At 63.5% G+C, this 4,172-nt stretch carries 4 protein-coding genes; all 4 read left to right on the top strand.

Features of this window, described 5'->3' with window-relative positions; all coding sequences use genetic code 11:
• The first annotated feature begins 176 nt into the window (after positions 1 to 176).
• Complete coding sequence (gene ugpB, locus ACOJTB_RS04310) at positions 177 to 1,502, top strand: sn-glycerol-3-phosphate ABC transporter substrate-binding protein UgpB (protein ID WP_420101286.1); 1,326 nt, start codon at positions 177 to 179, stop codon at positions 1,500 to 1,502.
• 136 nt (positions 1,503 to 1,638) lie between these two features.
• Positions 1,639 to 2,520, top strand: coding sequence for a sn-glycerol-3-phosphate ABC transporter permease UgpA (gene ugpA, locus ACOJTB_RS04315; RefSeq protein WP_420101287.1), 882 nt, complete (start codon positions 1,639 to 1,641; stop codon positions 2,518 to 2,520).
• Complete coding sequence (ugpE, locus tag ACOJTB_RS04320) at positions 2,520 to 3,368, top strand: sn-glycerol-3-phosphate ABC transporter permease UgpE (RefSeq protein ID WP_420101288.1); 849 nt, start codon at positions 2,520 to 2,522, stop codon at positions 3,366 to 3,368. The genes ugpA and ugpE overlap by 1 nt, the downstream gene beginning before the upstream one ends.
• A gap of 9 nt (positions 3,369 to 3,377) precedes the next feature.
• Positions 3,378 to 4,172, top strand: a 795-nt coding sequence (gene ugpC, locus ACOJTB_RS04325; protein ID WP_420101289.1) for a sn-glycerol-3-phosphate ABC transporter ATP-binding protein UgpC, incomplete at its 3' end; no start/stop codon positions are given.

The raw sequence follows: 4,172 nt of genomic DNA on the forward strand, positions 1-4,172 counted from the left end.
CGCAAGCCGGAGAACAGCCCGTTCCCCATCTTTGCGCAAGCCTGTTTGCGACCATGGGCGGATTGCGGCTGGCGTCATTGTTTTGTCATTGAAATGTCGCCTGCGCTTCATGCTAGCTTGCGCACCAACGACAAGAACCGCTGTGGCCCATGCCCGCGGACAGGGAGAATTCGTCGATGACAATCAGGACGCGCATTCTGTTCGGCACCGCCGCGCTGGCGCTGTGTGCCGCTTCGCCGGCGCTGGCGCAGACCGAGATCCAGTGGTGGCACGCGCTGACGGGCGCCAACAACGACGTCGTCGTGAAGCTCGCCAACGACTTCAATGCCGCGCAGAAGGATTACAAGGTCGTCCCCGTCTACAAGGGCTCCTATCCCGACACGCTGAACGCCGGCATCGCCGCCTTCCGCGCCGGCCAGGCGCCGCATATCCTGCAGGTCTTCGAGGTCGGTACCGGCACGATGATGTCGGCCAAGGGCGCGATCAAGCCGGTCTTCGAGGTGATGAAGGACGCCGGCGAAAAATTCGACCCGACCGCCTATCTGCCCGCCATCACGGGCTATTACTCGACGGCGAAGGGCGAGATGCTCTCCTTCCCCTTCAACTCCTCGTCGATGGTGATGTGGTATAACAAGGACGCCTTCAAGAAGGCGGGCCTCAACGCCGACGCACCGCCGAAGACCTGGCCTGAGGTGTTCGACGCCGCCAAGAAGCTCAAGGGCGCCGGCTATGACAAATGCGGCTTCTCGAACGCCTGGGCGACCTGGGCCAACATCGAGCAGTTCGGCGCCTGGCACAACATTCCGCTCTCCACCAAGGTCAACGGCATGGCCGGCTTCGACGCCGTGCTGAACTTCAACAAGAGCCCGGCCTTTCTCAAGCACTGGACCAATCTGGTCGAGCTGCAGAAGGACAAGACCTACGACTATTCCGGCCGCACCAATGGTGGCGAAGGCCGCTTCACCTCCGGCGAATGCCCGATCTTCCTGACCTCGTCGGGCTTCTACGGCAACGTCGTCGCCAATGCGAAATTCGCCTGGGGCAATGCGCCGATGCCGTATTATCCCGACGTGCAGGGCGCGCCGCAGAACTCGATCATCGGCGGCGCCTCGCTGTGGGTGATGGGCGGCAAGAAGGCCGAGGAATACAAGGGCGTCGCCAAGTTCTTCACCTTCATCTCCGACGTCGACCGGCAGGCCAAGCTGCACACCGAATCCGGCTATCTGCCGATCACCAAGGCGGCTTACGAGAAGGTCAAGGCCTCGGGCTTCTACAAGGACAAGCCCTATCTCGAGACGCCGATCCTGGAACTGACCAACAAGACCCCGACCGACAACTCCAAGGGCCTGCGCTATGGCAGCCTCGTCCAGATCCGCGACATCTGGTCCGAAGAGCTGGAATCGGCGCTGAACGGCCAGAAGGCGCCGCAGGCGGCGCTGGACGCGGCGGCCGAGCGCGGCAACCAGATGCTGCGCCAGTTCGAGCGCACCGCGGCGCGGTAATCATCCGCTCAGCGTCATTGCGAGCGGAGCGAAGCCATCCAGAGCGGCAGAACTCTACGCCTCCTGGATTGCTTCGTCGCTCCGCTCCTCGCAATGACGGCATGGGCCTCGCAGAGGCCGTCATTCCGGGGCACTCATGCAGAAGAACGCGCATTTCAAGGGCCTGACGATCCCGCTGCTGCTGCTCGCGCCGCAGCTGGCGATCACGGTGGTGTTCTTCTACTGGCCGGCGAGCCAGGCGGTCTGGCAGAGCTTCCTGCTGCAGGACGCCTTCGGCACCTCGACCGAATTCGTCTGGTTCGAGAACTACCAGCACCTGTTCTCGGACCCCGGCTATCTCAGGGCCTTCGTCAATACGGCGATCTTCTCGACCTTCGTCTGCCTGTTCTCGCTCGCCATCGCGCTGCTGCTGGCGGTGATGGCGGACCGGCAGATCCGCGGCGCCGAGATCTACAAGACGCTGCTGATCTGGCCCTATGCGGTGGCGCCCGCCATCGCCGGCGTGCTCTGGCTGTTCATGTTCGATCCCTCGCTGGGCATGCTGGCGCGCGGGCTGCAATCGCTCGGGATCGCCTGGAATCCGCGGCTCAACGGCAATGACGCGATGCTGCTCGTCATCCTCGCCGCCACCTGGAAGCAGATCAGCTACAATTTCCTGTTCTTCCTCGCCGGGCTTCAGGCCATCCCCAAGAGCGTCATCGAGGCGGCCGTCATCGACGGCGCGCGGCCGATGCGGCGCTTCTGGACGATCGTCTTCCCGCTGCTCTCGCCGACGACCTTCTTCCTGCTGACGGTCAACATCGTCTACGTCTTCTTCGACACCTTCGGCATCATCGACGCGGTCACCGGCGGCGGCCCCTCGGGCGCGACCGAGACGCTGGTCTACAAGGTCTTCGCCGACGGCAAGGGCGGATCCGATCTCGGCGGCTCGGCGGCGCAGTCGGTCGTGCTGCTCGTGCTGGTGATCGCGATGACGGCGGTCCAGTTCAAGTTCATCGAGCGCAAGGTGCAGTACTGATGGTCGAGGACCGCCGCCTGGGCGATGCGATCGCCTATGTCATCCTCACGATCGGCGTGTTGATCGTCGCCTTTCCCGTCTGGCTGACCTTCGTCGCCTCGACCTGGGACGCCGCCACCGTCATCAACGGCCAGATGCCCCTCTATCCGGGGCCATATTTCCTGGAGAACTACAACCGCATCCTCTTCATCGGCACCTCGGGCACGACGCGCGAGCCGGTGATCGGCATGATGGTCAATTCCTTCATCATGGCGATGGCGATCGCGCTGGGAAAGATCTTCATCTCCGTGCTCTCGGCCTATGCGGTGGTCTATTACCGCTTCCCGTTCCGCATGGCGGCGTTCTGGATCATCTTCATCACGCTGATGCTCCCGGTCGAGGTCCGCATCTTCCCGACCTTCAAGATCGTCTCCGACCTCAACATGCTGGACACCTATCAGGGGCTCGCCGTCCCGCTGATCGCCTCGGCCACCGGCACGCTGCTCTTCCGCCAGTTCTTCATGACGATCCCGGACGAATTGCTGGAAGCCTCGAAGATCGACGGTGCCGGGCCGTTCCGCTTCTTCAAGGACACGCTGCTGCCGCTCTCGATGACGACCATCGCGGCGCTGTTCGTGATCCAGTTCATCTATGGCTGGAATCAGTATCTCTGGCCGCTCTTGGTGACCACGAAGGATTCGATGCAGACCATCGTCATCGCCATCAAGAAGATGATCGTCACCGCCGATGCGCTGACCGAATGGCAGCTCGCCATGGCGACCGCCATGCTGGCGATGCTGCCCCCCATCCTCGTCGTCATCGCCATGCAGAGGCTCTTCGTGAAGGGCCTGGTGGAAACCGAGAAGTAAGCTTCAGACATGGCCCAGGTCACGCTCACCAACGTCAAGAAGATCTACCCCGGTGCGGCTGAGCCGGCGGTGAAGGGCGTCTCCTTCGACATTCCCGATGGCGGCTTCTGCGTGCTGGTCGGCCCCTCCGGCTGCGGCAAGTCCACGCTGCTGCGCATGGTCGCCGGGCTGGAGACGATCTCGTCCGGCGAGGTTGCGATCGGCAATCGCGTCGTCAATCAGATCGAGCCGGCCGACCGCGACATCGCGATGGTGTTCCAGAACTATGCGCTCTACCCGCATATGAACATCTACGACAACATGGCCTATGGCCTGCGCAACCGCGGCACGCCGAAGGACGAGATCGACCGGCGGGTGCGGGAAGCCGCGCGCATCCTCGCCATCGAGCCCTTCCTCGAGCGCAAGCCGCGCCAGCTCTCCGGCGGCCAGCGCCAGCGCGTCGCCATGGGCCGCGCCATCGTGCGCAAGCCGCAGGTCTTCCTCTTCGACGAGCCGCTCTCGAACCTCGACGCCAAGCTGCGCGTGCAGATGCGCGTCGAGATCAAGAAGCTCCAGCGCGCTTTGGGCGTGACCTCGATCTACGTCACCCATGATCAGGTCGAGGCGATGACGCTCTCCGACAAGCTCGTGGTGATGAACGGCGGCCAGGTCGAGCAGATCGGCCTGCCGGCGGAGGTCTACCGCAAACCCGCGAGCAAATTCGTCGCGACCTTCATCGGCTCGCCGCCGATGAACATCCTGGCCGGCACCATCGACGGGCCCGGCATCGTCGCGCTGGGCGATGCGATCCTCGAGGCGCATGAT

The organism is Allobosea sp. (assembly GCF_048595345.1).
Lineage (GTDB): Bacteria > Pseudomonadota > Alphaproteobacteria > Rhizobiales > Beijerinckiaceae > Allobosea.